The sequence below is a fragment of the Pseudomyxococcus flavus genome (genome assembly GCF_050038885.1).
GTDB lineage: Bacteria > Myxococcota > Myxococcia > Myxococcales > Myxococcaceae > Myxococcus > Myxococcus flavus.
In genome coordinates, this window is record NZ_CP143624.1 from 1,517,034 (window position 1) to 1,542,600 (window position 25,567).

At 70.2% G+C, this 25,567-nt stretch carries 22 protein-coding genes; 12 read left to right on the forward strand and 10 right to left on the reverse strand.

Annotated features, from left to right (window positions below; all coding sequences use genetic code 11):
• The first annotated feature begins 21 nt into the window (after positions 1 to 21).
• From VZL07_RS06310 to VZL07_RS06320, 3 genes are read left to right on the forward strand one after another with little or no spacing between them, the layout of a single operon-like run.
• A complete protein-coding gene (locus VZL07_RS06310; protein WP_426754436.1) occupies positions 22 to 630 on the forward strand; it encodes a CAP domain-containing protein in 609 nt (202 codons plus the stop codon).
• A 60-nt stretch (positions 631 to 690) separates the two neighbouring features.
• Positions 691 to 1,233 (forward strand): DUF350 domain-containing protein, encoded by a 543-nt coding sequence (locus VZL07_RS06315; protein WP_426754437.1) that lies wholly within the window; start codon positions 691 to 693, stop codon positions 1,231 to 1,233.
• Positions 1,230 to 2,090, forward strand: a complete 861-nt coding sequence (locus tag VZL07_RS06320) for a transglutaminase domain-containing protein (protein ID WP_426754438.1) — start codon at positions 1,230 to 1,232, stop codon at positions 2,088 to 2,090. Before VZL07_RS06315 ends, VZL07_RS06320 begins: the two co-directional genes overlap by 4 nt.
• Before the next feature lie 12 nt (positions 2,091 to 2,102).
• Here VZL07_RS06320 and VZL07_RS06325 read toward each other — a convergent pair whose 3' ends face one another.
• Both VZL07_RS06325 and VZL07_RS06330 read right to left on the reverse strand, forming a co-directional pair.
• Positions 2,103 to 2,870, reverse strand: coding sequence for a tRNA(His) guanylyltransferase Thg1 family protein (locus tag VZL07_RS06325; RefSeq protein WP_426754439.1), 768 nt, complete (start codon positions 2,868 to 2,870; stop codon positions 2,103 to 2,105).
• A complete protein-coding gene (locus VZL07_RS06330; RefSeq protein WP_426754440.1) occupies positions 2,860 to 3,330 on the reverse strand; it encodes an AAA family ATPase in 471 nt (156 codons plus the stop codon). The genes VZL07_RS06325 and VZL07_RS06330 overlap by 11 nt, the downstream gene beginning before the upstream one ends.
• A gap of 269 nt (positions 3,331 to 3,599) precedes the next feature.
• Here VZL07_RS06330 and VZL07_RS06335 point away from each other — a divergent pair, with 269 nt between their 5' ends.
• Positions 3,600 to 5,909 (forward strand): S8 family serine peptidase, encoded by a 2,310-nt coding sequence (locus VZL07_RS06335; RefSeq protein WP_426754441.1) that lies wholly within the window; start codon positions 3,600 to 3,602, stop codon positions 5,907 to 5,909.
• Positions 5,910 to 6,092: 183 nt separating this feature from the next.
• On the opposite strand, the gene VZL07_RS06340 is transcribed toward VZL07_RS06335, so the two are convergent.
• Complete coding sequence (locus VZL07_RS06340; protein ID WP_426754442.1) at positions 6,093 to 7,160, reverse strand: DNA gyrase subunit B; 1,068 nt, start codon at positions 7,158 to 7,160, stop codon at positions 6,093 to 6,095.
• Between the two features lie 82 nt (positions 7,161 to 7,242).
• On the opposite strand from VZL07_RS06340, the gene VZL07_RS06345 reads away from it, so the two are divergent.
• From VZL07_RS06345 to VZL07_RS06365, 5 genes are all read left to right on the forward strand, one after another.
• Positions 7,243 to 9,162 (forward strand): AAA domain-containing protein, encoded by a 1,920-nt coding sequence (locus tag VZL07_RS06345; protein ID WP_426754443.1) that lies wholly within the window; start codon positions 7,243 to 7,245, stop codon positions 9,160 to 9,162.
• A gap of 213 nt (positions 9,163 to 9,375) precedes the next feature.
• The gene (locus tag VZL07_RS06350) at positions 9,376 to 9,555 is read left to right on the forward strand and encodes a hypothetical protein (protein WP_426754444.1); all 180 of its coding nucleotides are present in this window, start codon (positions 9,376 to 9,378) and stop codon (positions 9,553 to 9,555) included.
• Positions 9,556 to 9,633: 78 nt separating this feature from the next.
• Positions 9,634 to 10,488, forward strand: a complete 855-nt coding sequence (locus tag VZL07_RS06355) for an alpha/beta fold hydrolase (RefSeq protein ID WP_426754445.1) — start codon at positions 9,634 to 9,636, stop codon at positions 10,486 to 10,488.
• A gap of 230 nt (positions 10,489 to 10,718) precedes the next feature.
• Positions 10,719 to 13,748: a choice-of-anchor D domain-containing protein gene (locus tag VZL07_RS06360; protein ID WP_426754446.1), complete on the forward strand. Its 3,030-nt coding sequence runs from the start codon at positions 10,719 to 10,721 to the stop codon at positions 13,746 to 13,748.
• A gap of 83 nt (positions 13,749 to 13,831) precedes the next feature.
• Positions 13,832 to 15,040, forward strand: a complete 1,209-nt coding sequence (locus VZL07_RS06365) for a serine/threonine protein kinase (protein WP_426754447.1) — start codon at positions 13,832 to 13,834, stop codon at positions 15,038 to 15,040.
• Between the two features lie 10 nt (positions 15,041 to 15,050).
• On the opposite strand, the gene VZL07_RS06370 is transcribed toward VZL07_RS06365, so the two are convergent.
• From VZL07_RS06370 to ttcA, 4 genes are all read right to left on the reverse strand, one after another.
• Positions 15,051 to 15,413 carry a GFA family protein gene (locus VZL07_RS06370; RefSeq protein ID WP_426754448.1) on the reverse strand — a complete coding sequence of 121 codons (363 nt, stop codon included), beginning with the start codon at positions 15,411 to 15,413 and terminating at the stop codon, positions 15,051 to 15,053.
• A gap of 62 nt (positions 15,414 to 15,475) precedes the next feature.
• Positions 15,476 to 16,300 carry a phosphate/phosphite/phosphonate ABC transporter substrate-binding protein gene (locus VZL07_RS06375; RefSeq protein WP_426754449.1) on the reverse strand — a complete coding sequence of 275 codons (825 nt, stop codon included), beginning with the start codon at positions 16,298 to 16,300 and terminating at the stop codon, positions 15,476 to 15,478.
• Between the two features lie 12 nt (positions 16,301 to 16,312).
• Positions 16,313 to 17,137: a TerB family tellurite resistance protein gene (locus tag VZL07_RS06380; protein ID WP_426754450.1), complete on the reverse strand. Its 825-nt coding sequence runs from the start codon at positions 17,135 to 17,137 to the stop codon at positions 16,313 to 16,315.
• On the reverse strand, positions 17,116 to 17,970 hold the full coding sequence (ttcA, locus tag VZL07_RS06385; RefSeq protein WP_426754451.1) for a tRNA 2-thiocytidine(32) synthetase TtcA: 855 nt from the start codon (positions 17,968 to 17,970) through the stop codon (positions 17,116 to 17,118). Before ttcA ends, VZL07_RS06380 begins: the two co-directional genes overlap by 22 nt.
• Positions 17,971 to 18,035: 65 nt before the next feature.
• On the opposite strand from ttcA, the gene VZL07_RS06390 reads away from it, so the two are divergent.
• Together VZL07_RS06390 and VZL07_RS06395 are read left to right on the forward strand one after the other, a co-directional pair.
• The gene (locus tag VZL07_RS06390) at positions 18,036 to 19,205 is read left to right on the forward strand and encodes a ribonuclease D (protein ID WP_426754452.1); all 1,170 of its coding nucleotides are present in this window, start codon (positions 18,036 to 18,038) and stop codon (positions 19,203 to 19,205) included.
• A 228-nt stretch (positions 19,206 to 19,433) separates the two neighbouring features.
• Complete coding sequence (locus VZL07_RS06395) at positions 19,434 to 22,214, forward strand: M1 family aminopeptidase (RefSeq protein WP_426754453.1); 2,781 nt, start codon at positions 19,434 to 19,436, stop codon at positions 22,212 to 22,214.
• Between the two features lies 1 nt (position 22,215).
• Here VZL07_RS06395 and VZL07_RS06400 read toward each other — a convergent pair whose 3' ends face one another.
• Positions 22,216 to 22,857 carry an O-methyltransferase gene (locus tag VZL07_RS06400; protein ID WP_426754454.1) on the reverse strand — a complete coding sequence of 214 codons (642 nt, stop codon included), beginning with the start codon at positions 22,855 to 22,857 and terminating at the stop codon, positions 22,216 to 22,218.
• A 99-nt stretch (positions 22,858 to 22,956) separates the two neighbouring features.
• On the opposite strand from VZL07_RS06400, the gene VZL07_RS06405 reads away from it, so the two are divergent.
• The gene (locus tag VZL07_RS06405) at positions 22,957 to 23,313 is read left to right on the forward strand and encodes a hypothetical protein (RefSeq protein ID WP_426754455.1); all 357 of its coding nucleotides are present in this window, start codon (positions 22,957 to 22,959) and stop codon (positions 23,311 to 23,313) included.
• Positions 23,314 to 23,385: 72 nt separating this feature from the next.
• Here VZL07_RS06405 and VZL07_RS06410 read toward each other — a convergent pair whose 3' ends face one another.
• Together VZL07_RS06410 and VZL07_RS06415 are read right to left on the reverse strand one after the other, a co-directional pair.
• The gene (locus VZL07_RS06410) at positions 23,386 to 23,742 is read right to left on the reverse strand and encodes a hypothetical protein (protein ID WP_426754456.1); all 357 of its coding nucleotides are present in this window, start codon (positions 23,740 to 23,742) and stop codon (positions 23,386 to 23,388) included.
• A gap of 75 nt (positions 23,743 to 23,817) precedes the next feature.
• Entirely contained in the window at positions 23,818 to 25,392 is a 1,575-nt protein-coding gene (locus tag VZL07_RS06415; protein ID WP_426754457.1) for an MYXO-CTERM sorting domain-containing protein, read from the reverse strand.
• Positions 25,393 to 25,567 lie beyond the last annotated feature (175 nt).

The following is a 25,567-nucleotide window of genomic DNA, read 5'->3' on the forward strand; positions in this document are numbered from 1 at the left end:
CCCCCGTGAAAAGGAGCCGTCATGAACTCCCGTTCTCTCGCTGTCGTCTTCCTGGGTGCCGCGCTGTCCGCCGGCTGCGGTGAGCCCGAAGGTCCTCCGACGACCCCTGCTGGCGAGGGCGTCGTCATCCCTCCGGTGGAGACCCAGGAGGCGTCCGGCACCGTCACCGCCGCCGCGTACTGCGACGACGTGGCAACGTGGAACGCGGCCTGGACCTCGCTGGAGGACCAGGTCCTCACGCTCGTCAACGAGCGCCGCGCCGCCGGAGCCGTCTGTGGCGGCGTGGCCATGCCGCCAGCGCCCGCGCTCACGAATCATCCGAGCCTGCGCTGCGCCGCCCGCAAGCACTCCAAGGACATGGGCATCAACAACTTCATGAGCCACACCGGCTCGGATGGCTCCACGCCCTGGCAGCGGATGACCTGGGCGGGCTACTCGTACCGGAACGCCGCGGAGAACGTCGCGGCCGGCTACTCCACGGCGCTGGCCGTCGTGAATGGCTGGATGGCCAGCACCGGCCACTGCAACAACATCATGAACCCGGTGCTCGTCCACATCGGCATTGGCTACTACAACGCGCCGTCCAGCTCCTACCGGCACTACTGGACACAGGCCTTCGGCCGGCAGTGACGACGGGCTAGAGTGCGTCACCGGGCGCTCATGCGGAGCGCCCGGTGCGCCTCGCTCTCCATGGACCTGGTCCTCCTTCTCGTCGGCCTCATCAAGGTGGTGTTCGGCGGCCTCGTCGCCGCGCTGGGCATCTGGTTCGCGCTGCGCGGCCTGGGCCGCCTCCTCGGCGCCAACCCGGCGGAGGAGCTGCGCCAGGGCAATGTCGCCGCCTGTATCGTCCACGCGGCCAGCCTCGTGGCGCTGGGCCTGCTGGTGCAGCACGCGGTGCAGGCCACCTCGGACGCGGTGGACCTCACGGTGCAGAACCCACCCATCCACCTCGCGGTGGTGGGGCGGCTGCTCGCGGTGGCCGTCCTGCACGTGGGGTTGTCCCTGGGAGTGGGCGTCACGGTGCTCGGCATGGGCGTGCTGCTGTTCGACCGGATGACGCCCGGCATCGACGAGCTGGCGGAGGTGCGCAAGGGCAACGTCGCCGCGGCGCTCATCCTGGCCGCCATCCTGCTGGTGCTCGCCCTGCTGACCGCGCCAGGGCTCCAGGCGGCCCTCAACGGCCTCATTCCCTTCCCCCAGCTTCCCGAAGGGACGCTGCGCGCGCCGGCGTGAAGACCTTCTTCAAGTGGATGCTCGGTGTCGTGGGGCTGGCGAGCTGCTTCTGCTGCTGCGGCCTGGGCACACTGAGCCATCTGACCGGCATGGACATCGCACCTCCGGAACCCGGACGGCCGAGCAGCACACGCGCGGTGGACCTGGGGCTGGTTCTCCTCCCGCCGGGCACCTCGCCGCAGCGGGCCCAGGACTACGCGTGGCGGGCGGACAGCATCCGCCCCCCTGAGCACCGCGTCTCATACGGGCTGGGGACCGTGCTGACCCGGGAACTGATGGATGAACACGAGGCGCTGGGCCGCCGGCTGCGCTACCGCGCCCTGGGCAGGGAACGCTTCACGTTCAGCGCCCCGCCCGGCTGCGGCGCGGACATGCACTGCATCTACGAGGAGCTGATGCGCACCAACGCCGAGCCCGTGCGCGCGCTGGGCGACACGTTCGTCGCCTCCATCCGCGAGCGCGGCCTGGATGCCGCCCAGGCCACGCAGCTCATCGTCAACTTCGTCCAGCGCATCACCTACGAGCTGCCCGAACACGAGGCCTTCGGCATCGTCCCGCCGGCCCTGGTCCCCGCGGAGGACCGCGGTGACTGCGACTCCAAGGCCGTGCTGGCGGTGATGCTGCTGAGGCAGGCGGGCATCGACGCGGTGTTGCTGTACTCGGACCCGCTCGCCCACGCGGCGGTGGGCGTGGGGCTGCCCGGCAAGGGCACTGCGCTGCGCTACGGTGGGCGCAGCTATCAGTACGCGGAGGTCACCGCCGAAGGCTGGCCGCTGGGCATGATTCCGCCCCAGTACGACAAGCCCCGGCTGTGGAAGGTGCTGCCGCTGGCAGGGGGCGCGGACACGGCGGGCTGATGTCCCGCCGTGTCAGGTAGGCGCAGGCTCCCACCCGGAGAGCAGCGCCCGCAGCAGGCGTTCGTAGGCTTCCTTCATCGGCAGCTCGGAATCGACCTTGAGCCGCCGCCGGAGCGCCTCCGTCCGCCGGCCATTCCGGGGGTCCACGCCCTCTTTCAGGTAGCGCTCCCACCACACCGCGCTCCCGCGCCGCTGCCAGAGTGGCACGTCGTTGAAGTTGATGCCGCGCTGGAAGAGCAGCTCGTTCTTGAAGCTCACGGGCTTGCCATCCAGCTCGCGGGTGGCCTGCGCGGCGCTCCGCCCTTCCTTGCGCAGCGTCCAGTAACACCAGCCATGCAGCGAGCAACGGCTGCCGTCCGCCTGGCGCCAGAGGAAGTAATCCAGCACCGCGCGCTCCGAGGCCCCCAGCCACACCCGGCCGTCGAACACGGCGGGAACACCCGCCGCATGCGTGAAGGTGGCGCTGGCGAGGCCCGCCGCCAGCGACACGACCTTCTCCACGGAGCGGTCGAACAGCGTCCAGTCCGGCCGGAAGAGCACGGAGATTTCGTCGCTCTGGGTATAGGCGTAGACGCCCTGGAGCTCCTCCAGCATCGCGCTGGCGGTGCGCACCATGAACTGGTGGAACGCCGGGTCGAAGGGCTTCTCGTAGCGCGCCTCGGTGAAGCGCGAGAAGCCCCGGCCATCCACGCGCAGCACCACCCAGGCGCCCGGCAACATGCGCTGGCCGTGGAACACCTCACCTTGCCGGGCACGTACGGCCAGTTCCTCAGGGTCCACGGGGCTCCTCCTTCCAGGGTTCGACGCGGAAGCCGCCGTCGGCGGCAAGCGTCACATAGAACAGCGCGTCGAAGCCCTCTTCCCAGGAGGGCCGCTGAAGTTGCTTCACGGTGGCGCGCAACGCCACCTCGGGCACCCGGGCGCGTCCCGCGCGCGAGGCATTGCGCGCCAGGCAGTCCTCCAGGTTCGACGCGAAGTAGTAGCCGATGATGCGGGCCCGATACTCACGCCCCAGGGCAATGAGGGGCGCGCGCACGTCCGCCGAGGGATTGGTGTTGTCCACCACCACCGAGCGGCCCGCCGCCAGTGCCTCGCGAAGGTACCGCTGCTGGCGTGCCTCCTTGCGGACCGCGTTCGGCCACAGGTCCTTGCTGACGTGCGCGTGCGTCGCCGCGAAACGCTGCCGGTAGAGGCTGCTCTTGCCCGAGCCCTGCAGGCCGATGAAGAGGACGAGGTCCATGACGGGCGATTCCGGACGCCTCCGCCTGAGACGGCCTGACGTCTGCCTCCTCCAGCCGTAACGCTGCCACGCAAAAAAGACAGTCAACCCGACACATACGCCGCGTCAGCAGTGTCGACCAGACGTCACGAATGCCTCTCATTCCAATGAATTCCCAGACTTGGGCGTGCATTGACACATTCAGCTTAAGCAGACTAACAAGCCCATCTTGCTTTTCGAGGATTCAAGCGTCGTGCAGCACGGAAGTGCCCTCTCAAGGAGACACCGCCATGCGTATGCCGTCCTCGTTGTCCCCGCTGTCCCTCCTGGCCCTCGGTTGGGGCTTGTCCGCGCCGGTGACGGCGCTCGCCGCGAACACGCCCGACCAACGCCCCGGCGTCATCCGGAGCACCGCGGCGCTGGGCCCCGCCCGCCTCATCACCGGAGCCGAGGCGGAGAAGGCCCGCCTCGCCACGGGTCTCGACCGCGCGGCGAGCGGCACGTATGCCCTCGCCACGAGCGCCGGGCACGTCTTCCACCGGACGGCCCAGCCCATCCATGCCTTGAAGACGCTCAACATGCCGCGCGCTTCCGTCCAGCTCCACACCTGGCAGGAAGAGACGGCCGACGGCAGGCGCCAGGACTACTTCGCCTACAGCCAGGGCGGCGTGGCGCTGCTGGGCCGCGTGCAGACGACCGAGTACCTGGTGCGGCTGGAGCACGCGCGCTTCGACCCACTCCGGGGCGCGCAGCCCCTGGTCGCGGGCCTGCTCTCCGCGGACGCGAACAACACCCTGCATCTGGTGCAGTTCCACGCCACCCCCCTGCCGGAGTTCCGCGACGCCATCACGGCCGCGGGCGGCAAGGTGCTGCGCTTCCTCACGGACCACACCTTCCTCGTGGAGATGAACGCCCACACGCACAAGCGCGTCGCCGCGTTGCCTTACGTCCGCTGGGTCGGACCGTACCATCCGGAGTACCGGGTGGAAGGCGTGCTGCGTGATTCCCTCCAGGGCCGCGCGTTGCGGCTGGAGCCGCAGCGCTACTCCATCATGGTGGGCGAGCGCGGCCCGGCGCGGCAGGGCGAGGTCGCCGCGCTGGTCCGCAGCCTGGGCGGCACGGTGGAGCTCATCGAGCCGGGTGGGATGCGTGTGGAGGCCACGCTCACGCAGGCTCAGCTGGAGCGGGTGCTGCGCTCCAACGCCGTGCAGTACATCGACCGGTGGGGCGGCCCGGGTGAGCTCGACAACAACAACGTCCGCGAGGTGGGCGGTGCGACCCACCTCGAGCTCGTGGCTGGCTTCACCGGTCAGGGCGTCCGCGGCGAAATCTTCGACACCGAGCTGCGCACCACGCACCAGGAGTGGGCAACCCCGCCCATCATCCACAGCACGTCCACCACGGGCGGCTTCCACGGCAGCGCCTGCTACAGCATCAACTTCGCCCGGGGCGTGGACGGGAACGCTCGTGGCCTGCTTCCGTCGGGGCAGGGCATCTTCTTCCGCTACAACGAGTCCACGCAGTTCGGTGGCACCAAGTCACGCTACGACATCAACCGCGAGCTCATCGACCCGTCGGGCCCGTACCGCGCGGTGTTCCAGACCTCCAGCGTCGGCAGCTCGCTGGTGACGACCTACACCACCATCTCCGCGGATGTGGATGACTACCTCTTCCAGTACCCCATCCTCAGCACGCAGTCGCAGAGCAACGCGGGCAGCCAGCTCTCGCGGCCACAGGCCTGGGCGAAGAACATCGTGTCGGTGGGCGGCATGTACCACTACGACAACGCCAACCGCGGGGATGACCGGTGGAACGGCGGCGCCAGCATCGGCCCGGCGGCGGACGGACGCATCAAGCCGGACCTCGCGTACTACTACGACTCCATCCGCGCCGCGTCGAACACCAGCAACACGTCCTACACCAACTTCAGTGGCACCAGCGCGGCCACGCCGCAGACGGCGGGGCACTTCGGCCTGCTGTTCCAGATGTGGCACGAGGGTGTCTGGGCGGGCTTCGGCGGTGGAACGGATGTCTTCGACAGCCGCCCGAAGATGTCCACCGCGAAGGCGCTGATGATCAACATGGCGCATCGCTACGACTGGACCGCGGGCGGCAGCAATGGCGACCTGACCCGCGTGCGGCAGGGCTGGGGCACCGCGGACGTCAAGCGCTTGTATGAGCGTGCCGCCGTGACGAGCATCATCAACGAGACGGACCCGCTGCTCCCGCTCGGCACGAACACGTACAGCGTCACCGTGGCCCCCGGGGAGACGAATCTCAACGTCACCATGGTCTACACCGACCCCGCCGGCACTGTGGGCGCGGCGCACGCGCGCATCAACGACCTGTCGCTGCGGGTGACGTCGCCTTCTGGCGTCATCTACTGGGGCAACAACGGCCTGACGGCGAGCAACGTCTCCACGCCGGGCGGCGTGTCGAACACGGTGGATACGGTGGAGAACGTGTTCCTCACCAACCCCACTGCCGGCACGTGGACCGTGGAGGTGATTGGCGACGAAATCGTCCAGGACGGCAACCCGGACACGCGCGTGGTGGACGCGGCCTACGCCCTGGTCGTGAGCGGCGGGCGCATCCAGTAGACCTACGCTGAGCTGAATCAGGTGCCGGGCCGGTGTTCCCCTCTGGGAATACCGGCCCGGGCTGTTTCCGGGACGCCGCGCGCGAAGGACCCCGCTCACCGCCGTCCTCACGGGCGCCGAGGTACATGCGCGGGCGCTTTCCCGCGGCCTCGATGGTGTTGAGTCCTGTCGATATGGCGTCACTCATTTCAGGCGCCGCGCCAGGAGTCGCGGCGTCACGGGGTGCCCGCGAAGTGTTTCGACGAGGTGGGCCTTGAGCTGTTTGCGGATGGCCTCCTCCAGCCCCGCGATGGCCAGCAATGTCTTCGTGGGCCCGGCGAAGGCCATCTGGCGCTCGGGGCCACTCACGGCGACGATGGCCATCAGCCCCTGAGATACCCGCGACCAGGGGAACTCCCTCCGGAGCGTCCCCGAGAGCTTCGCCAGCGCGCCCCTCAGTGCCTGGATGACGCCGTTCACGTGGGCTCCATGGCGCACCGTCCGCACGGTGTTGGCGAATGACAGCAACGTGCTGTCCTTGTCTTCACACCATTGGAATGCGCATTGAACGCGCAGCCCGTCCCACGCGAGGTCGAAGGCGACGGGCTCGGTGTGGAGGCGGTGCCGCGCCTCCGTGAGGACCTGGGCCCACTGCGCCACGCCGCCAGGCAGGTGCCACAGCGTGCGCTCACCGCGCTGGAGGTCGACGAAACAGACGCGCAACCCCGGGGCGAGCGCCGCCAGTTCGTTGCAGCGTCGGGCGAGGCGCGCCCTGTCGAAGGCGAGCACCTCGAAGATGGTGGCATCCGGAACGAAGTGGACGCGCACCCCGCGCCCGGCGGAGACAGGCATGGGCTCCGTCGGCGTCACCTCGGACACATCCCCCAGGGGGCGGCCGTGTTCTCCGAGCAGGCGCCACTGCCGCCCGTCCGCCCACATGTCCAACTGGTAGCGCGAGGACAGGCCCAGGGACACAACGAGCATGCTGTCCCAACCCCAGCCATACTTCGGCGACCGCCCGAAGAAGCCCGCGCCTTTCGCCACCTCGACCAGGCCTTCGGCAGGCACAGTGCGACTGGCGGAAAAGAGCGCGACGGAACCATCTCCGCCCAGCTCCAACACCACGTCACCGCACTCCCCGCAGCGCGCCTCTTCATAGACAGCGTCCAGGAGGAAGTAGACGAGGTGGTGGAGCCCGTACTCGCCAACATCCCCGCAGTACATCGCAGGGCGCCTGCGGACGGCCTCGACGAGGTCCGTGGGAAGCACCATCCCGACACTCTATCCCTGGCCCCTGGACACCTGCGTCTCCGTCGCACTGGCCCCGGCCCCGGCCCGGTGGCATGACGTGCCCATGGCACGTGACGTCTCGTTCTTCGACCAGCTCGGCTCGCTCCTCGCCCAGGAGCGCGAGGCCGAGAAAGCCCGCCTGGCCTCGCTCGCCCAGAGCCTCACCCTGCACGAGCGCGAGGAGCACGGCCTGTCCGTCCTGGACCTGGAGTCCATCGAGGAGGAGGTCGGCCTGGGAGGCCGCTTCCTCGTCACGCTCGGCCGCGCGGACCGCCGTCCGCTGCCCACCCGTCTCCACAACGGCGACCTCGTGGCCGTGCTCCCCCGCCGCGCGGAGGTGAAGGAGCCCGCCCGCGCGCTCGTCTCCCGCGCCACCGCCACGCGCATCCAGCTCGCCTTCGACCGCTCCCCGCCGCCCTACGTCCACGAAGGCCTCCTGCGCCTGGACGTCGTCCCCAACGACGTCACCTATGACCGGCTGCGCGCCGGGCTCCAGCGCATCAAGGCCCTGGACAAGGGCGCCGAGCGGCACAAGCGCGAGGTCGTCCTGGGCAACGAGCCGCCCCGCTTCGACAAGCCCCGCGACTTCGAGCCCACCCGCCCCCTCAATCCCGAACAGCAGGACGCCACCGCCCGCGCGCTCGCCGCCGAGGACTTCTTCCTGGTCCACGGCCCCCCGGGCACCGGCAAGTCCACCGTGCTGGCCGAGATTGCCGCCCAGGCCGTGGCGGACGGCAAGCGCCTGTTGTGCACGGCCGCCAGCAACGCCGCCGTGGACCACCTGCTGGACCTGTGCCTGGACAAGGGCCTGCGCGCCGTCCGCGTGGGACACCCCGCACGCGTGGCCCCTCGGCTCCAGGAGCACACCCTGGACATCGTCGTGGAGTCCCACCCGGACCGCGCCGTCTCCCGCGACCTCTTCGACGAGGCCTTCTCCCTGCTGGGCTACGCGCGCCGCCAGCGGACCCAGGGCCGCAGCCGCGAGCGCTTCGCCAACGCCCGCGCCTCCACCACCGAGGCCAAGGGCCTGCTCGACGAGGCCCGCGCCCTGGAGCGCAAGGCCGTGAAGTCCGTGCTCGCCAACGCGGACGTCATCTGCGTCACGCTCGCCAGCCTCGACTCCGGCGTGCTCTCCGGTGAACAGTTCGACCTCGCGCTGCTCGACGAGGCGACCCAGGCCACCGAGCCGCTCGCGCTGCTCGGCTTCCTGCGCGCGCCCCGCGTCATCCTCGCCGGAGACCCCCAGCAGCTTCCGCCCACCGTCCTGTCCCAGGAGGCCGCGAAGGCCGGCCTGGGCGTGAGCCTCTTCGAGCGACTGCTCAAGGACCACGGCGAGGGCGTCAAGCGCATGCTGCGCGAGCAGTACCGGATGAACGCGCGCATCATGGAGTTCCCGTCACGGGAGATGTATGCCGGCGAGCTGCGCGCCCACGCCTCCGTGGCGGACCGCACGCTCGTGGGCGTCCTCGCGCCCGGCGCGGACCTGGATGCGCCGCCCGTCCTCTTCCTCGACACCGCGGGCAAGGGCTTCGAGGAGGAGGTCGAACCCACCACGCAAAGCCTCTTCAACGCCGGCGAGGCCGGCCTGGTGGAAGCCCGCGTGCGCGCGCTGCTCGCCGCCGGCCTGGCCCCACGGGAGCTGGCGGTGATTACGCCCTACAGCGCGCAGGCCCACCGGCTGCGTGAGCGCATCGAGGCGCTCAGCCCCGAAGTGGAAGTGGACACCGTCGACGCGTTCCAGGGCCGGGAGAAGGACGCCGTCATCGTCTCCCTCACCCGCTCCAACGGCGAGGGCCAGCTGGGCTTCCTCAACGACCTGCGGCGCATGAACGTGGCGCTCACCCGTGCCCGCCGCCATCTCTTCGTCGTGGGCGACTCCGCCACGCTCAGCAGCCACCCCTTCTATGCCCGCTTCGTCGAGGGCACGCAGGAGCACGGCGGCTACCGCTCCGTCTGGGAGTGGCCCGACGCCCAGGAAGTCTGACACCTCGGGTTGTAACAGGGTAAAGCCAGACCCGCCCTGGGGCGCTATGCAAGAAGTGCGAGGCTTTCCGGCCAAATTTGTCGCAAGTGTGCACAAATTTTGTCACCCCGCTCGTCGCGCGGTGCAGGCCAGCGCCGGAAATCCGGGCCCTTGAGACGTCCTCCCTGTGCGGCATGAAACATGCTGTTCCGACCGGCGGGGAGGAACCGCCACATGTCCCAGCAGGCGAACGTTACGAAGGAAAACGATGTCTGGGTTCTGCGTATCGAGAAGGACAACGGCAAGCAGCAGGAGTACCGCTGCGCCACGGAGAACCAGGCGAGGCAGCTCGCGATGATTCTCTCCCGGCCCGACACGGGTGGGCCGCCGCGTCAGCCCGCCGGGCAGCGCTGAGCGCGTGCCCCCGTTGGGACGCGGATGACGGTTCTCCCGGGCACGTGAACCGGGTAAGGCACGGGCAGGAGGCTCCCCGTGCCCACAGCGCTTGAATCCCTCACCATCGACGCCGAAGGCCTGGCCCTGCACGTCCGCCAGCGCCCATCGGCGAACGCGCCGGCCGTCCTGTTCCTGCACGGCTGGTTGGACCACACCCACAGCTTCGACGCCCTCATCGCGCACCTGCCAGAGACGTGGCGGCTGGTGCTGCTGGATTTCCGGGGCATGGGCCGCAGCGCCCACATCGGCCCTGGCGCCACCTACCAGTTCAGCGACTACGCGCTGGACGTGGACGCCACACTCGACGGGCTGGGCCTGGACGCGGTGCACCTGGTGGGGCACTCGCTGGGCGGCATCGTCTCTCAGGCCTACGCCGCCGCGCGCCCCGAGCGGGTGAAGAGCGTGACGCTCATCGAAAGCCTGGGGCCCGCGGGCGGCCCTGCGGAAGGCGCCGTGGGCCGCCTGCGCAGCGCCTTGAACGACGCCCGGCGTCCCCCCAACCGCAAGCGCTACCCGTCCGTGGAGGCCGCCGCGGCGCGGCTGCTCGAGAACAGCCCCACGCTGACGCGGGAAGCCGCGCTGTACCTCGCCCGCCACGGCACCGAACCCGTCGACGGCGGGCTGGCCTTCACCTTCGACCCGCGCCACCGCCGCCGCTTCGGCATGGGCTACGACGAGGCCCAGTGGATGGCGCTCCAGGCCAGCGTCACCTGCCCCTTGCAGCTCATCCTCGCGACAGAGGGCCTGCGCCATGACGAGGCGCTCATGCGCAGCCGGGAGCAGGGCCTCGCCACGCTCGCCCATCCACCGCTGCGTATCCCCGGTGGGCACCACGTGCATATGGAGCAGCCCGCGGTGGTTGCAGAAGCGCTCATTCGCTTCATCCGCTGACACCTACCCACCTCACCTCACCGACAGAAGGACGGGAAAGTCTTTCACCCTCCAGGGTAGCGCCCTTCCACTTTGCAGACTCGGTGACACTCCTCTCGCGCCAACCTCCTGAAATCAGGGGCACCGCCCCTCGCCTCCTGGGTTGGTACGCGAATTGATTAAGGAGGCCCCGGTGGATCACGCACCGGGCACGGGCCGGTGGGTGTGGGGAGAAGGGTGGGGAGCGGGAGATGCGGATGGGGCTGACAGGGCGTGGACTCACACTGGCGTTGCTTCTAAGCCTCGGAACGGCGTGCCATGAGGGAGCGGAGACCCGTTCGGTACAAGCTACAGCGGTGGTGGACTCGGACGTCCTCGATTTTGGCGACGTGCCGGTGGGCGAGTGGCGAGAACGACAGATCCGCATCCGCAACGTCGGCTACGTGCCGTTCTCCGCGATAGAAGCGTTGGGGCTGGCCAACAACCCCTCCTTCGAGGTGGACCTGGGCGAGGGTGGCGCCCGGGTGATGCCGGGGAAGTCCCACGTGGTGACGGTGCGCTTCCACCCGCTCACCGAGGGCCTGTCCACGGAGACGGTGCACGTCGCCACGGACGCCAATCAGGGGGCTGAGGCCCAGGTGCAGGTGATGGGCATGGGCACCCCCACGCCCATCGGCATCGAGCCGCCCCTGCTGGACTACGAGACGCTGGAGGTCGACAGCGAGCGGACGCTGGAGGTGACCATCACCAACCCGGTGGACCTGCCGCTGACGCTGTCGGTGGGCGGCACGCACGCGGAGCCCTTCACGGCGGACACCGTCACCATTCCGCCGCTGTCGTCGCGCAAGGTAAGCACCAAGTACCTCCCCCGCTCGCTCGGAGCCATGGGCGCGCGCCTGGAGGTGCTCTCGTGTGAGGGCTGCACGCCCTCCGTCGTGGAGCTGAAGGGCAACTCGGTGCCCTCCGCCTTCGTGTTCGACCCGGCGCCCGTGCCGTTCGACCTGATTCCGGTGCACGAGCGCACGCAGTCGTACACCCGCGCCCGGAACATCACCTGGCGCCCCGTCACCGTGGAGCGGCTGGTCACCAGCGACTACGCGTTCGTGCCCCTCTCGCGCCCGGAGGGCTCCACCGTCGGCCCCGGCGAGGTGGTGGAGATGCAGATGGAGTTCGCGGCGCGCTACTCCGGCCCCAACGTGGGCGACCTCACGGTGCACTACACGTCCGACAAGGCGCGCCAGTCCCAGGTGATTCTGGACGCGCGCGGCGGCCGGCCCACGCTGGCGGTGACGCCGGTGTCGCTCGACTTCGGCGAGGTGCCGGTGGGCGGCAAGGTGGAGCGCGTCATCCGCATCTCCAACGCCGGCACCAACGGCAACCTGCAGTTCATCGGCGTGGCGGCGGGCGGGGACAGCCCCCAGTTCAGCGTGGACGTGCCCACGCGCGGCACCCAGGCCTATCCGTGGAGCGGCGGCGCGTGGCCCGTGCTGGAGATGACGCCCGGTCAGCCCATTGCCCCCGGCGCGGACGCGCTGGAGCTGAAGGTGTACTTCGAGCCCACCGCCGTGGGGACCTGGACGGCCTCGCTGCGCGTGCGCTCGGATGACCTGTTCAACCCGGAGCGCGAAATCATCCTCACCGGCCGCTCGCGCGCCACCGCGCCCTGCGTCTACGAGCTGCTGCCGCAGCCCATCATGGACTTCGGCAACGTCACGCCCGGCCACGGCGCGGTGTTGGGCTTCCATTTCCGCAACCCGGGCAGCGCTGAGTGCGCGGTGAAGAACATCCACATCAGCAATGACGGCGGCGGTGCCTTCTTCATGCCGGGCGGCCGGCTCACCGGCGGCGTCGTGCCGTACGACACCGGCTTCAGCGCCATGGTGGCCTTCCGGCCCCAGGCGGAGGGCGACTTCACCGGCGAGCTGCAGCTGACGGTGAGCAACCCGGCCGCGCCCCTGGTCCGGCTGCCGCTCAAGGGCGTGTCGCGCGCCAGCTGCCTGGTGGCGACGCCGTCCTTCGTGGACTTCGGGCCCATCCGCTACGACTGCGCCGCCATGCCCCGGAAGACGTACGTGGCCAACCGGTGCAGCAGCCCCGTCACCGTGACGGGCGCGGACATCGGCCACGGCACCAGCAACCAGTTCTCGCTGCTGACGCCCCTGACGGCGCCCGTCACCCTGGCGCCGGGTCAGGGCTTCGAGCTGGAGGTGGGCTACGCGCGCAACGTGCACGGCCAGCACTTCAGCCCGCTGTACCTGCGCACGCCGAACGAGCCGACGCCCTTCCTCGTCCCCCTGCTGGCCGAGACGAACCACGAGGGCATCCAGGTGGACCGCTACACGCAGGGCACCGACAGCCAGCTCGACGTCCTCTTCGTGGTGTCCAACACCACCACCATGCAGCAGTACCAGGAGCGCCTCCAGGCGGCGATTCCGGAGTGGCTGCAGACGGCGCAGACCAACGGCGTGGACATGCGCGTGGGCGTCACCAGCACGGGCCTGGTGGCCCGGGGTCCGCAGTGCGGTGGAGGCGCCAACGGCGGCGAGGCCGGGCGGCTCTTCCCGGTGGATGGCAGCCGGCCCCGCGTGGTGTCCAGCACCAGCCCCACCGCCGCCGCGGACATCCAGGCCAACCTGAGCGTGGGCATGTGCCACAACCTGGTGCAGGGCCTGGAGACGATGCGGCAGGCGCTGTCCGCGCCGCTGTCCGAGCAGATGGATGACCTGCGCACCCCGCAGCCCAACGACGGCAACGCGGGCTTCGTCCGCGCGGCGGCCCGCATGGCGGTGGTGGTGCTCGCCGACGAGGACGACAACTCCGGCTTCGGCCCGGAGAGCTACATCCAGTTCCTCCAGACGCTGAAGGGCACGGGCATGTCCCACCGCAGCCAGCTCTACGGGCTGGTGCCCACCGATGCCGCCTGCGCCACCGCGGGCAGTGGCTCGGCCCGCTTCACCGCCGTGGCCCACGGCACCGGCGGCCAGGTGGCCAACGTCTGCGACCAGAACTACCAGCCGCTGCTGGAGCAGGTCATCCAGCGCGCCGGAGAGCCCCAGGCCGACTTCCCCCTCACCGCGGCCCCCACGGGCCTGGGGGAGATGGCCGTGCGCGTCCAGGGGCAGCCGGTGCCCGCGACGCAGTGGGTCTACGACCCGGACCAGAACGCCATCGTCTTCCAGCCGGGGGCCATTCCCCTGCCCGGCCAGGCCGTGGAGGTCCGCTACCGCAGCGTCTGCGCGAACCCGGTGGCGCCGGTTGGAGGTCCCGCCAACCCCGGGTAAGGCATGGAAGTCCCGGCGTCAGGGGAAATGATGCACCGCGGACTTCCGTGTCCCCACCCGGCGCGGCTATCGTGCCGGGTGTCGTGGAAACGTTCGGCCGCTACGAGCTGCTCCGGAAACTCGCCGTCGGCGGCATGGGCGTTGTCTACCTCGCCCGGCAGAAGGGGCCGGTGGGGTTCCAGAAGCTGCTGGTGGTGAAGCGGCTGCTGCCGCACCTGTCCGAGGACGACGAGTTCATCGACATGTTCCTGGACGAGGGGCGCATCGCCGCGCACCTCAACCACCCCAACATCGCGCAGATATACGACCTGGGCGACGTGGACGGGCAGTACTACATCGCCATGGAGTACGTGCACGGCGAGGCGGTGGGGCCGCTGGGCGCCCGGGCCCAGCAGCGCGGCATCGCCATTCCGCTGGGGCTCAAGTGCCGCATCATCGCGGACGCCGCCGCCGGCCTGGATGCGGCCCACAACGCGCGCAGCCCGTCCGGCCGGAGGCTGGCGTTGATTCACCGGGACGTGTCTCCGCAGAACGTGCTGGTGGGCTTCAACGGCGGCGTGAAGCTCATCGACTTCGGCGTGGCCAAGGCGTCCGGGAAGCTCTCCCAGACGATTGTCGGCACCATCAAGGGCAAGCACGCGTACATGTCCCCGGAGCAGGCCCGGGGCGAGCCCCTGGACTCGCGCTCGGACGTGTTCGGCCTGGGGACGGTGTTCTACGAGCTGCTGACGCAGCAGCGCCTGTTCAAGCGCGAGACGGAGCTGGCCACGCTCAAGGCGGTGGTGGGGACGAAGATTGTCCCGCCGTCGGAGGTGGTGCCGGAGATTCCCAAGGCGCTGGACGCCATCGTCTTCAAGGCCCTGGCGCGCAAGCGCGACGAGCGCTTCTCCACGGCGGGAGAGCTGCAGCTCGCCCTGGAGGAGTTCCTCCTCACCGAGAAGCTGCACGCCACGACGGCGCACCTGGCGGCGTTCATGCGGGACATGTACGCGGAGGAGCTGGAGGAGGAGCGCTTCGCCGCCGAGCCCACCGTCATCTTCGACCCGCGTCAGGCCGCGCGGGCCCAGGGTGCCAGGCCCCCGGCGCGCACCAGCGGGGGCTCCTCCTCCGCGGCGTCTCCCGTGCCCGCCGCGCAGGCCCGGCCCGCCGCGGCGCCCCGCCCTCCCTCCGCGGCGCCCGGCGTGAAGCCCGCTCCGGCGAAGCCCGCCCGGACGATGACGCAGGAGGCGGCCGCCGCGAAGCGGCCCCCACCCAGGGGCCCGGGCGGAGGTCAGGGCGAGGGCGGCAAGTAGCCCTCGCGGGCTAGAAGTTCTTGCCGTCCACCTTCATCACCGGCAGCCCGTCGAGCTCGATGCCATCCAGGCAGCGGACGTTGATGGAGCGCATCTCCTTGCCGTCCGGCATGGTCCCCTTGCCGAAGGGGCGCACGCCGCACTCCGAGCAGAACAGGTGGTGGATGACCTTCTTGCCGAACTGGTAGTCGGTGAGGTGCTCGGCCCCCTTCTGGAGGTTGAACTGCTCCACGGGCACGAAGCCCAGCAGCATGCCTGTCTTGATACAGATGGAACAGTTGCAGGACACCAGGGGCTGGGTCAGGTCCAGGCTCACGTCGTAACGAACCCGACCACAGTGGCAACCGCCCTCGTAACGCTTGGTCTCGGACATGCGCGCATCCTGCCCCAGCACGAGGCGCTGCGGGTCACGAAACGCTGACGCCACCGGGACGGCTACAGGCTCGCCAACGCGACGCGGTACAGCGCCCGGTAGCCCATGCGCGGCGCGGCCTCGAAGCGCTCCGCGTTGAAGATGTCCTTGAGCAGCGCCTGCCCGTCCGGTGACGACTGGAGGCTCAGCAGCGTCGACTCGAGCGAGCTCACCAGCTGCGGCTGCAGGCCCATGGCCACCGGCACGCCGTCATTGGGGGCCTCGTCGGTGTACGCAATCAGCTCGAAGCGCCGCCCGGCGCCGGCGCCCAGCACGTCCTCCACGCCGGTGGCGAAGGACAGGCCCGTGGACGACGGGGGGCAGAACACGCTCGTGACATCCGCCTTGCCGTCGAGCACCGCCTCCAGCGCGCCCTGGTACGAGCCCGCGAAGTGCTGCGCGAAGAAGGCCCGCGACGGCTCCAGGCCCTGCGTCTTGAGGTAGGCGGTGGGCAGCAGGTAGCCCGCCACCGAATCCCGGTCCACCCAGGTCGCGGTGGCGCCCTTCAGCCGCTCCACCGTCAGGCCCGCGCCCGCCCGGCACACCAGGGCGGCCCGGTAGGACGACATGCCCCGGCGGACGCCGCGCACCACCACCCGCACGCCCATGGCCTCCATCCGCGCGCAGACGAAGGGCGGGGCCCAGGCCGCGTCCGCGCGGCCCGACAGCAGGTCCTTGGCGAGCGTCTCGTAGCTGGAGGCGACGTTCACCTCCACCAGCTTGCCCAGCGCGCGCTGGAGGAATGAAGCCAGGCGGTCTGCGCGCTCTCGCGCCGTCTCGCTGCCCAGGGAGGGGGGCAGCCCGAACCGGAAGGAATGCCGGGGCGTCGAGGGGGCTTGCAGGGTCATACGCCCCCCTAACTACCCCTCCCTGCCCAGGCGCGCCACTTCATCGTCGGCCAGGCCGAAGGTGGCCTGGAGCATATCCAGGATTCGCTGCTCGGGATGGCTCGGCGTCCCCCCCGCATGGGCAATCTTGGTGGCCAGCCGGAAGGCCTTCAGCCGCTGGGCGTGGGTCGTCAGGCCGTGGGCCAGGACGTGGAGCCGCTGGGGCAGGCCTTCGGCGGCCAGCGCCGCCACGGACTCACTGACGAAGCTCTGGGCGCGCTCCGGGCTGACGTTCTCGAAGAGGGGGTCGGCCGCGAAGCTCTCCACCAGCGCCCGGGCCTCCGCCTCCTGGAGCTTCCCGTCCGCGGCGCTCACCAGCACCATCACCTCCGCGAACAGCCGCTCCAGCGGCTCGCCCAGGGCCTCCGCCAGGCTGCCGCCGTTCTCGATGACGTCGATGATCTGCGCCACCTCGTCCTCGGAGATGCCGAGCGCGGCCTGGAACGTCTTGAGCAGGCCCAGCTCGTCCCGCGTGGCGCGCTGGTCCGCCAGCGCCACCGCCGCCGCCAGCCCGAAGGCCAGCATCCGGTTCTTGTGGTCCGGCAGCCGGCGCCGCAGCGACGCGAGCACGTCCTCCAGGTTCTTCGCCTCCGACAGCCGCGCGGCGCTGGTCTCCACCAGGGCGTTGAGCTCGTCGGGCCGGGTGCCCTCGAACTCCGGGCGCTCCAGCACGCGGCTGAGCAGCGTCTGCATCTCCCGCTGCGAGACACGCCCGTCCGCCATCGCGGCCAGCAACATCGCCTCCACCAGCGCGCCGTTGCGGTCGTTCCGCGCCTTCACTGCCTGCTCTCGAGCCATGGGCTGGCGCTCCCTTGGGTGTCCTTCGGTTCGGTCGTCGTGGCCCCCGCCTCGCTGGCGTGCAGCGGGTCGGGGTTGAGCGTCTTGTCCAGCAGGTGCGTCGGCCGCACGTTCGCCATGGCGTTGAGGACGCTCTGGCGGACGTTGGGAATCTCCTTGCCCAGCTCCTCCATCAGCCGCTGCATGCGCTTGCGCTGGAGGTTCTCCTGCGTGCCGCACAAGTCACAGGGGATGATGGGGAAGTCCATCAGCTCCGCGAACTTCGCGATGTCCTTCTCCGCCGCGTAGCACAGCGGGCGGATGACCACGTTGCGCCCGTCGTCGCTGCGAAGCAGCGGCGGCATCGCCTTGATGGAGCCCGCGAAGAAGAGGTTGAGCAGGAGCGTGTGGATGAGGTCGTCGCGGTGGTGGCCCAGGGCAATCTTGGTGCACCCCAGCTCCACGGCGGCCGTGTAGAGGATGCCGCGCCGCATGCGCGAGCACACCGAGCACTGCGTCTTTCCCGGAGGCGTCTTCTCCAGGACGATGCTGTAGGTGTCCTCCTTCAGCATCTTGTACGCGTAGCCCTCGCGCTGGAAGTACGCCTCCAGCTTGTCGGCGGGGAAGCCCGGGTGGCCCTGGTCCAGGTTCACCGCGAGCAACTCGAACTTCACGGGCGCGCGGCGCTGCAGCTCCCGCAGGAGGTGCAGCATCGTGTAGGAGTCCTTGCCTCCGGACACGCCCACCATGATGCGGTCCCCGTCCTCGATGAGGCGGTGGTCCGCGATGGCCCGGCCCATGTGGCCAAGCAGAGTCTTTTCCAGGCGCTGGACGTCGTTCATCGGCGTGGCCATCCTAGCGGCGGCCCGGGAAAAAACACCTCAATCCAAAGGCTCGGTCCGCTAGCCTGCCCACCTCGATGCCGACCTACCCGCAAGGTGCCGTTGACGTAGTGGATGCCGCAGGCGAGGAACGCGCCACCCGCCAGCTGGAACAGGCGCGTGAGATAGCGGTGGACCTGGAGGCGGACTCGATGCACGCCTTCCGTGCCCGGCTGTGCTTCCTCCAGCTCGCCACCGATGACGAAATCTTCCTGCTCGACACGCTCCAGCCCGGGGTGGAGCCGGGCATGCTCGCCCCGTTGATGGCCGACCCGGCGCGCACGAAGTTCTTCCATGCCGCGCAGGGGGACTTGCAGTTCCTGGCCGAAGTCGGCGTACGGGTGCAGGGGCTGTTCGACACCCACCGCGCCGCCACCCTGCTGGGCTGGCCCAAGGTGGGCCTGGCCGACCTCGCCCGGGAGCGCCTGGGGGTGGAGCTGCCGAAGGAGCACCAGCAGTCCGACTTCTCCATCCGCCCCCTGCCGCCGGGGATGCGGGAGTACATCGCCAATGACGTGCGCTACCTGTGCGAGCTGGGCCGCCAGGTCCGGGACGCCTGCCACGAGGCCGACATCCTGGAAGAGGTCCTCCTGGACTGCGCGCGCCTGTGCGACGAGGCGGCGGCCCGGCCCGACGTGGGCGCGGACTACAAGCCCAAGCTGCCCCGCGCCGGGCTGAGCCCCACGCAGCTCACGCTGGCCAACGCCGTGGCCCAGGTGCTCCACCGCAAGCGGCTGGAGTGGGCGGAGAAGGAGAACGTCCCCATGGGGCGGATGCTCTCCAACATGGCGCTGGGGGATATCGCGGTGAAGCTGCCCACCACCCCCAAGGAGCTGGCGCGCATGGCCGGCGTGCGGGGCTCCTTCGTCCGCACGTACGGTGACGAGCTGCTGGCGCTGGTCCGCGAGCAGTTGGAGAAGTCCCGCCGCGGCGAGCTGGCGCCGGAGCGCGAGTCCAAGGGGCCCAAGGATTCCAACAAGCGCAAGCGGGAGGAGGCGCTCAAGGCCTTCCGGGTGGAGAAGGCCACCGAGCGCAAGGTGACGCCCAGCGTGGTGCTCACCAACCCGCTGATGGAAGCGCTGGCGGCGAAGCCTCCGAAGAACCTGGAGGAGCTCGCGCAGGTGCCCTACCTCGGCGAGAAGCGGGTGCGGCTGTATGGCGCCGCGCTCGTGGAGCTGCTGGCGCCCTACCCCGTCCTCAACGGCTGAGGCGCCGGGGCGCGAGCCGCGCGCGCCCCTGGCGGGAGGCGTGGTGCCCGCCGCCCATGTGCCGCTGTACTCGCAGCGCCTCGCACCCCAGACGGAAGGCGTGGCGCCTGCCTCCCATGTGCCGCTGTACTGGGAGCCCCTCGCGCCGCAGACGCGGGTCGTCGGAGATGCGAGCCCGCGCGCCGCACCACGCCGCGGCCGGAGCCGCTCGCGCCCCAGACACGGGTCGTGGAGAATGCCGAGCCCGCGCGCCGCTTCGTGCCGCGGCTGGAGGCCTTCCTCGTGCGGCTCGGACACATCGTTCTTCCCCTGCTCGCGCTCTGCGCCTGGGCCTGCGCTGCGTCGCGACCGGCGTCCACGTCCTCCAGCCCGGAGACGCCCGTCCGCCCGCCGACGGCCGCCGTGCCGGTGGAGGAAGCCGCGCCCGTCCTCACCCCGCCGGGCCTCCGGCTGCCCCCGAGCGTCCGCCCCGTCCGCCAGACGGTGACGCTGGAGCTGGACCCACGACGGGAATCCTTCAGCGGCACGACGGACATCGAAATCGCCCTGCCCCAGGCAACGAGCGAGGTATGGCTCCACGGCGAAGCGCTCTCCGTGAGAGACGCGGCCTTCATCGTCGCGGGCTCGCGCGTGAGGACGTCCACGCTGCCCATTGGTGATCTGCTCGTCTTCCTCCCCCGCGAGCCGGTGGGGCCCGGCACCGTCACCCTGCGCGTGGCCTTCACGGGCCGCGCGCTCGCCCGGGAGGGCTCGGGCATCTACCGAGAGGAGGACGCGGGGCGCTGGTACACGATGACGCAGTTCCAGCCGCTGGCCGCGCGTCGCGCCTTCCCCTGCTTCGACGAGCCCTCCTTCAAGATTCCCTGGCGCCTCACCCTGCGCGTGCGCGAGGAGGACGGCGCCTACGCCAATGCGCCGGTGGAGGCGGAGACCCACGGGCCGGATGGCTGGAAGACGGTGCGCTTCCAGACGACGCCTCCGCTGCCGTCGTACCTGGTCGCCTTCGCGGTGGGCCCCTTCCAGAGCGTGGACGCTGGCGTGGCGGGACACCACCGCGTACCGGTCCGGATGCTGGTGCCGCATGGGCGCACCGCCGAGGCCGCCTGGGCCGCGCAGTCCACGCCCCGGTTGCTGGAGCGGCTGGAAGCGTGGTTCGGCACGCCCTACCCCTACGCGAAGCTGGACGTGCTGGCCCTCCCTGGCACGCAGGGTGGCGCCATGGAGCACCCGGGGCTCATCACCTTCGGCGCGCCCCTGATGCTGGGGCCGGTGGAGGGAGACTCCCTGTGGCGCCAGCGCTACTTCGCGCAGACGCAGGCGCATGAGCTGGCCCATCAGTGGTTCGGCAACCTCGTCACCCCGGCGTGGTGGGACGACCTCTGGCTCAACGAGTCCTTCGCGGACTGGCTCGCCTACAAGGCGATGACGCAGTGGAAGCCGGAGTGGCGGGGCGACGTGCGGCGCGTGGAGGCGCGAGGCGATGCCCTGGTGGAGGACCGCCTCGTCAGCGCTCGCAGCATCCGGCAGCCCATCGAAGCGCCGGGGGACATCCACGCCGCGTTCGATGGCATCACCTACAACAAGGGCGCCGCGGTGCTGGCCATGTTCGAGTCCTGGGTGGGCCCCGACGCGTTCCAGGAGGGCGTGCGTCGCTATCTCGACGCCCATGCCAGGGGCACCGCCACCACCGCGGACTTCTTCGACGCGCTCTCGTCCGCCACCGGCAAGGACGTGGCCTCCGCCTTCTCCAGCTTCCTGGACCAGCCCGGCGTGCCCCGCGTCGCCATGGCGCTGGAGTGCCCGAAGGACGCCCCTCCCCGGCTCGCGCTGGAGCAGCGGCGCTACCTCCCCCTGGGCTCACCGGGCGCTCACGACGTGCCCATGCGTTGGCAGGTCCCCGTGTGCGTCCGCTACGCCGTGAAGGGGCGCGAGGGCCGGGCCTGCACCCTGCTTTCGGAGCCCACGGGCACGCTCGAGCTCGAGGGAGCCACGGCGTGCCCTGACTGGGTCCACCCCAACGTGGAGGGACGCGGCTACTACCACGCGGTGCTCCGCGGTGATGCCCTGGAGCGGCTCACGCGCCATGGCGGCAAGGGACTGAGCGTGGCCGAGCGCCGCGTCCTGCTGGATGACGCCCAGGCCCTGGTGGCCAGCGGGGACCTGGCTGTGGCGCGGGCCCTCGCGCTCGCCTCGCGTTTGATGCGCCCGGAAGACCCGGACCTCGTCATGGGCGCCGCGGCGCTGGTCGCCAGCGTGCGGGACGACTTCGTCCCCCGGACCTCGATGGCGAACCACGCGCGCTTCGTCCAGAGCCTCTTCGGTGCCCAGGCGCGCCGGCTGGGGCTCCTGCCGCGTCCTGACGAGGGGGATGACCTCCGCATGCTGCGCCCCCGGCTGGTGTGGATGGTGACGCAGGCCGGCGAGGACGCGCACCTGCGCGCAGAGGCCCGGAAGCTCGCCCTGCGATGGCTGGAGGACCGGCGCTCGCTGCCCATGGACTCGGCCCACGCGGTGCTCGGCGCCGCGGCGGCCGGCGGCGACGCGGCGCTGCACCTGCGCCTGCTCGAAGCCCTGCGCACCACCACCGAGCGCCGCGAAAGGGACCTGCTCCTCACTGCGCTGGGCGGCTTCCATGACGCCGCGCTCGCACGCGCCAGCCTGGCCTTGCTGCTGGTCCCGGAAGTGGACGCGCGCGAGGCGCTGCCCATTCTCTTCCGGCAACTCGAGGCGCTGCCCACCCGCGCGGTCGCCTTCGACTTCCTGCGGGAGCACTTCGAGGCGCTCCGGGAGCGCCTGCCGCGAGACATCGCCCCCTGGCTGCTCAGCACGGGCGGCTTCTTCTGCGACGCCGAACACCGGAAGCAGTTCGCGTCCTTCTTCGAGCCCCATGCCTCCGCGTTCGAGGGCGGAGAGCGAATCCTGGCGCAGACCTTGGAGCGCGTGGACCTGTGCATCGCCCAGCGAGAGGCCCTGCGCCCCGGGCTGGAGCGCTTCCTGCGCCGCTACTGAGTCAACGCTTGCGCGCGAGCATCATCCCGTCGCGCACCGTCAGCAGCACGTGCTCCACGCGAGGGTCCGCGGTCACCTTCGCGTTGAAGTCGACGATGGCATGGTCATGGGGCGCCTCCGGCTGGAGCACCCGCCCGGACCACAGCACGTTGTCCGCGACGACGAGCCCGCCCGGCCGCAACAACGGCAGCACCGCGTCCCAGTACGCGCTGTAGCTCGGCTTGTCCGCGTCGATGAACGCCAGGTCGAAGGGGCCCTGGAGCGTCCTCAGCGTCTCCAGGGCCGGTCCCAGGCGCAGGTCGATCTTCCGCCCATGCGGGCTGCGCTCGAAGAAGGAACGCGCCACGTCCGCGGCCTCAGGGTTGAGGTCGCAGGTGATGAGCGCCCCATCGTCCGGGAGCGCCTCCGCCATCATCAGCGCCGAATAGCCGGTGAAGGTGCCGATTTCCAACACGCGCCGCGCGCCGGTGAGCGCGACCAGCATCCGCAAGAAGGCGCCTTCGACGGCCCCCACCTGCATGTGGGGAGAGGACATTCGCGAGTACGTGACATCACGCAGCGCCTCGAAGAGTGGCGCGGGTGCCGTGGTGTGCGCTTCCGCGTACGCCTCGATTTCAGGGGGAACGAGGGTGAGCTTGGGCATGTCCCATCGCTTAGCACGTACCGAAGGGCTCCTTACTTCGGGTTGCCGTCAGACGCCTCGTGCATAACTTTGTCGTCGCTCTGGATGAAGGAGGCCTCGATGCTGGCAGCGAGAATCGGCGGTGCGCGCGCGGACGTCTCCCGGTGCATCGCCGCGAGCCTCCAGTGTCAGGTTTCCTGCGAGGAGGGCATGGCCCGACTGGTGGCGCGCGGGGAACCGCTATCCGGCGAGGTGGTACGTCTGCTCCGTCAGTGTGCCGAACTGTGCGAGCTGAATGCCCGGGCGCTCCAGAAAGAGAGCCGGTTGGCCCGGCGCACCGCGAGCCTGTGCTTCGAGCTGGCCAACCTGGTGGCCCGGGCCGCGTGGCTGGACGCGGAGGACCGGGACTCGTACACGCTCGCGAGAGATGCGCTGCAACTGGCGCGCGCTTGCAGGCCGCTGCTGTTCTCGTCCTGACAAGAGGCCGTGTGCAGGTCGGCGGCCGGGCCGAACCGGTGGGTCCCGCGCAGCCAGAAGGCTCACAGCGACTCAAAGCGCCAGCAGCACATCCACTTGGGCCTTCAATGCGCTGGCTTCCTCATGCCGCCCAAGCTTGACATAGAGCGCCACCGCTTCCTGCCGCTCCTGGATTTCACGCTGGACCAGGGCATTCACCGCGTCCGGTGACAGGACCAATCGGGACACTTCACCGCTCCCGAGTCCACCCGCGCTTCCGGCGAACACGTTGTCGACGGCGGCCGGCGCCACGCTCAGGTCGGGCGCCTCGGCGTTGTCGATGGCGGCCAGCGTTTCACGAAGCACGGCCGACGCAGACGCGTTTCGGGTGCGCAGTGCTTCCTTCAACGCGACACGCAGAGTCGCCTTCCATTCATCCACGGTCCTCATGCGCCTACGGTAAAGGCACGCTCCGGGGCCGACAAGGAGCAGGGCAGAGCCCGCGCTCGCTCCAGCCACCCTCTTTCAAGAAGCCCTCGACCGACGACGTGCCGTGACGATGAGCCCCAGCAAGGCCAGGCTCCACGGCACCGATGCCGGAGTGGACTGACAGCCGCATCCCCCTCCCGGAGGCGGCTCTCCGGTTCCACCATCCGTCGCGCCCGCGTCCTGCGTGCTCCCCGCATCCGGCTCCGCGCCTGCATCGTGCCCGGTGCCCGCATCCGGCTCCGCGCCCCCGTCGGCTTCCGAGCCCGCATCGACTCCAGTCCCCGCGTCGGGCTCGGTCCCGGCATCCATCTCGGAACCGGCATCTGGCTCAGCGCCCGCATCGCACTCCGAGCCCGCGTCCGTTCCGCCGTCCACCTCTGGACCGGGGATGAGCCCCGACAGCACGAAGAGCCCGCTGCTCGTTCCATCATGCGCGGTGAAGTACAGGTCCGTCCCCACGATGGTCAGGTTCGCAGGTGACGAGGACGCTGCCCCCGCAGCCACGTCCGCGGCAAGCGTGGGCGTCCCCGATGGCGAGTCCAGTCGCCACAGCTCCCGCCCGGCATCCGGTGTCGTGGCCACGAAGACCAGCGGCCCGTCTTCCGACATCAGCACGAGCGACGCCGGAGCGGACGACGCGGTGCCCGGGTTCAGGTCCGCGACACGCACCGTGCCCTCGGGCGTGCCGTCCGTACGCCAGAGCTCGTGGTCCCCCGTGTCATCCACCGCGGAGACGAACAGGAAGTCTCCCCAGCCAAGGAAGCCGCCTTCACCCGAGCTCACCTGCGCGCTCACCTGGTGCGTGCCGGCCATCGTCCCATCCGACCTGTACAGCGTGCCCCCCAGGCCCAACGCCCAGTAGTACACGTGGCCCTTCCATGGAAAGAGCTGGACGGGGACCGTCTCGGCAGGGCCTGGGGCTTCCGTCACGCGAACGGTGCCATCGGGCGTCCCATCCGACTTCCACAGCTCGCCACCAATGGTGCGTTCCGTGGCCCTGAAGAACGTCAGGCTCCCCAGGGGAACGAACCCGTTGGGGATGGAACCCAACGGGCCTGGGATGATGTCCTTGAGGAAGCGGGCCTGCCCGCCCGGCGTTGCGTCCGCGAGCCACAACTCCGGCTCACCAGCGAAGTAGGGCGCATTGAACCAGCCACGCCCATGGACCACGGCGAACCCCTCGATGCTGGAGGGCTGATTCGGGACCTCATGCGTGCCCAGCGCGGTGCCATCCGTGCGCCAGAGCACCTTGTTGGGCGTATCACCGACCAGGAACGCGTACGGCCCGGTGCTTTCGACCCTGAACCCGTAGAACGGCAGCGAAGCGACCTGCGTGGTTCCCGCGTCGAGCCCGTCCGTGGACCAGAGCGAGTTTCCCGACGTGAAGAGCACCCGCGCCCCGACCTTCGCCATGGAGAGGCGTCCCTCCTCGGCATGAACGCCCAGATGGATGCGCTGCGTCCCCTCCGCGGTACCATCCGAGCGCCACAGCTCCAGATTCGTCGAGCCGGGGTCGACTCCCGCCAGGAGCAGGTCATCGAAGGCCAGCATCTGGATGGCGCTCGCGCCCGGGTCGAAGGACTTCAGCTTCACGGCTGGGAGTGGGACCAACGCCCGGGCTCCCGGCGTCCGGCCTCCGTTGACGGCCGAAAGCTCACCTCCCGAGCACGCCAGCACCGTCAAGAGGCACGGCCACTTGATGCCACCCAGACTTCTCTCCGAAGTGGCCATTCGCATCTCCCAATCGTATCACAGTCACCACAGCCACCCGATGACCTGCCCCCGC

Bases quoted from the DNA above. Each gene is read 5' to 3' on its own strand.
- VZL07_RS06310 (WP_426754436.1), top strand. From the start codon at position 22: ATGAACTCCCGTTCTCTCGCTGTCGTCTTCCTGGGTGCCGCGCTGTCC.
- VZL07_RS06315 (WP_426754437.1), top strand. From the start codon at position 691: ATGGACCTGGTCCTCCTTCTCGTCGGCCTCATCAAGGTGGTGTTCGGC.
- VZL07_RS06330 (WP_426754440.1), bottom strand. From the start codon at position 3,330: ATGGACCTCGTCCTCTTCATCGGCCTGCAGGGCTCGGGCAAGAGCAGC.
- VZL07_RS06335 (WP_426754441.1), top strand. From the start codon at position 3,600: ATGCGTATGCCGTCCTCGTTGTCCCCGCTGTCCCTCCTGGCCCTCGGT.
- VZL07_RS06340 (WP_426754442.1), bottom strand. From the start codon at position 7,160: ATGGTGCTTCCCACGGACCTCGTCGAGGCCGTCCGCAGGCGCCCTGCG.
- VZL07_RS06345 (WP_426754443.1), top strand. From the start codon at position 7,243: ATGGCACGTGACGTCTCGTTCTTCGACCAGCTCGGCTCGCTCCTCGCC.
- VZL07_RS06350 (WP_426754444.1), top strand. From the start codon at position 9,376: ATGTCCCAGCAGGCGAACGTTACGAAGGAAAACGATGTCTGGGTTCTG.
- VZL07_RS06360 (WP_426754446.1), top strand. From the start codon at position 10,719: ATGCGGATGGGGCTGACAGGGCGTGGACTCACACTGGCGTTGCTTCTA.
- VZL07_RS06370 (WP_426754448.1), bottom strand. From the start codon at position 15,413: ATGTCCGAGACCAAGCGTTACGAGGGCGGTTGCCACTGTGGTCGGGTT.
- VZL07_RS06375 (WP_426754449.1), bottom strand. From the start codon at position 16,300: ATGACCCTGCAAGCCCCCTCGACGCCCCGGCATTCCTTCCGGTTCGGG.
- VZL07_RS06380 (WP_426754450.1), bottom strand. From the start codon at position 17,137: ATGGCTCGAGAGCAGGCAGTGAAGGCGCGGAACGACCGCAACGGCGCG.
- ttcA (WP_426754451.1), bottom strand. From the start codon at position 17,970: ATGGCCACGCCGATGAACGACGTCCAGCGCCTGGAAAAGACTCTGCTT.
- VZL07_RS06390 (WP_426754452.1), top strand. From the start codon at position 18,036: ATGCCGACCTACCCGCAAGGTGCCGTTGACGTAGTGGATGCCGCAGGC.
- VZL07_RS06400 (WP_426754454.1), bottom strand. From the start codon at position 22,857: ATGCCCAAGCTCACCCTCGTTCCCCCTGAAATCGAGGCGTACGCGGAA.
- VZL07_RS06405 (WP_426754455.1), top strand. From the start codon at position 22,957: ATGCTGGCAGCGAGAATCGGCGGTGCGCGCGCGGACGTCTCCCGGTGC.
- VZL07_RS06410 (WP_426754456.1), bottom strand. From the start codon at position 23,742: ATGAGGACCGTGGATGAATGGAAGGCGACTCTGCGTGTCGCGTTGAAG.